This window comes from Plesiomonas sp. (genome assembly GCF_051650925.1).
In the GTDB taxonomy this organism is placed as follows: Bacteria; Pseudomonadota; Gammaproteobacteria; order Enterobacterales; family CAMTGL01; genus Plesiomonas.
On record NZ_JBOFRH010000061.1, the window covers coordinates 1 to 1,959 of the forward strand.

Genomic DNA, 1,959 nt, shown 5'->3' on the forward strand with positions numbered 1-1,959 from the left:
ACAATGCCAGCAAGCGATTAAGCGCCGCTACCCACTCGGCACGGGCAGCAGGTGTTTGGCTATCGGCCATCCAGACATGTTGTCCTGCGGTCACCAATACGCCGCCGAGCGCAGTCTTGGTTTGTGGTAGCCACAAATAGGCATTTGGCGTATTCAGCTCACGAATTTCAATGCGCTCACCGTCAACGGTCAGATAGTCGTCATTCAGCACCTGTGGCACTGTCACTTGCGCCGGTGCGCCTTGGCCTAAAATCGGGTCCCAATAGGCTAATTTGGCCGCATGGGTGGCTTTAATATGCTCAGTGACATGGGCACTGGCCAGCACAGGCACATCGGGGAACGCGGCTCGCACTGCTTGCAAACCAAAGTAATAGTCAGGATCCCCCCCACTGATGTACACCGCTTTGAGCTTCTTACCGCTTTGACGAATCATCTCCACCAGCGCTTGCCCGTCTTGCACGGAAAACTGCGCATCAACCAAAATTGCTTCATGCTCGCCGCTGATAAGCTCTGAAGAAACAGGGAAAATCGCATTTTTGCCTGGGTTATACACATCTACTGTCAGCGGTGCCGCCTGCAAGCCTGTCGCGACCATTAACGCCGCCCCACTCATCAACATTGTTGTTTTACGCATGATTCCGTTTTCCTTATTTACGCCTTAATTGGGATGCATGCAGTGTATTGATTCGTGATGAGGACAAAAACAGCCTAAAAAGCACATCTCTGTTGCACAAATCGAGCAAATGATAGAGATAAAAAAGAAGACCTGTTCGGTAAAAGCCTGAGTAGCACTGTTACATAACTCATGATTACGTAGCGCAAATCCAGACGATTATCTGAATCACCCAATAAATCCCATACTCCATAATTTATCCTCGCTCATGCTCCCCCTTGATTTGTACCGTAAGCTCGCTAAAAGGTAACTGAAGCTCCAACAATGTTGTCTCAGATGAGGGCAATAGGTTATCCGCCATGTAATGTTCTACGACAACGTAACTGATGTGACCACTATCATGGTGGTAAACGGTAAGGTGTTTTCCCTTGCTCATTTCCATCACCAGTGATGGCGAAATCTGTAAACTTTCCGCGATTTCATGATGCTCGCATCCTGGTCGGCGTTTGCGTCGTTCCACCTTGAAGCGAAACTGGTTGTACTTCGCCCAACCAATCAGAAACAGCCCATTCATCAAGGCGATAAAAATGTAGAATGTGACCGTATCCAGTGTATTGAAAAAAGGTCGCACTTCCATATGCCGCGGCTCCATCAGGGCGATAACCAGTCCTTCATGGATCAAGTGTAAAAACGCGACCCAAGCAAATATCGTCAACAACGCATCGATGACCCGAGGCAGCAAGCGCTGCTCAGTAAATATCAGCGGCTGACTCATGATTTTATCCGCCCAATGCCACGATCAGGACTTACCCAACGCGCTCTTTCTCGTTTGTTTTTAAGCATCACTTTGGGGAATGACACGAGAGTGGTACACAGACTCAACATCCAGTAGACCACGGGGAACCAAATGATCCAGAACAACGAATTCGCCATGCCTTTTTCATAGCGCCGTTCAATCATAAGACTCACCGCAAATTGCAAAATACACACCACGGCAAGGGTTAATCCCGTGAATGCTGGGGGAAATAGGTTCTTCACGTATAGAGTGTCTGGCATCGCGGTTATCAGCCCTAACAGAAACAATACGACACTTACCGCATAAGCAAACGCCCACGCCGTTGAGAAACAGAATTCAAAAAACAGTGGCCACATACGCCGGTATTCCCATGCCCACAAACGACGCATGTTAACGATGAAAACCTCCGCGCCACCTTGCGCCCAACGTAAGCGCTGTTTCCATAATCCTCGTAATGTTTCAGGCATCAAGATCCAACACAGAGCGCGCGGTTCGAAAAAAACTGACCAGTGGCGTAATTGCAGTTTCCAACTGATATCAATATCTTCAG

General features: G+C 48.5%; 2 protein-coding genes and 1 pseudogene. All 3 read right to left on the reverse strand.

What is annotated here, in order from left to right; genetic code table 11:
* On the reverse strand, nucleotides 1-634 hold a 634-nt coding region (locus ACRC27_RS01580; protein ID WP_438639006.1), incomplete at its 3' end, for an MBL fold metallo-hydrolase.
* A 235-nt stretch (nucleotides 635-869) separates the two neighbouring features.
* Nucleotides 870-1,388, reverse strand: coding sequence for a poly-beta-1,6-N-acetyl-D-glucosamine biosynthesis protein PgaD (gene pgaD / locus ACRC27_RS01585; protein WP_438639008.1), 519 nt, complete (start codon nucleotides 1,386-1,388; stop codon nucleotides 870-872).
* Nucleotides 1,385-1,959 (reverse strand): annotated as a pseudogene (locus tag ACRC27_RS01590) (poly-beta-1,6 N-acetyl-D-glucosamine synthase); the annotation flags it as partial. The gene pgaD and the pseudogene ACRC27_RS01590, both read right to left, overlap by 4 nt.

Excerpts from the sequence above, each read along its gene's own strand:
- pgaD (WP_438639008.1), bottom strand. The coding sequence starts at position 1,388 with ATGAGTCAGCCGCTGATATTTACTGAGCAGCGCTTGCTGCCTCGGGTC.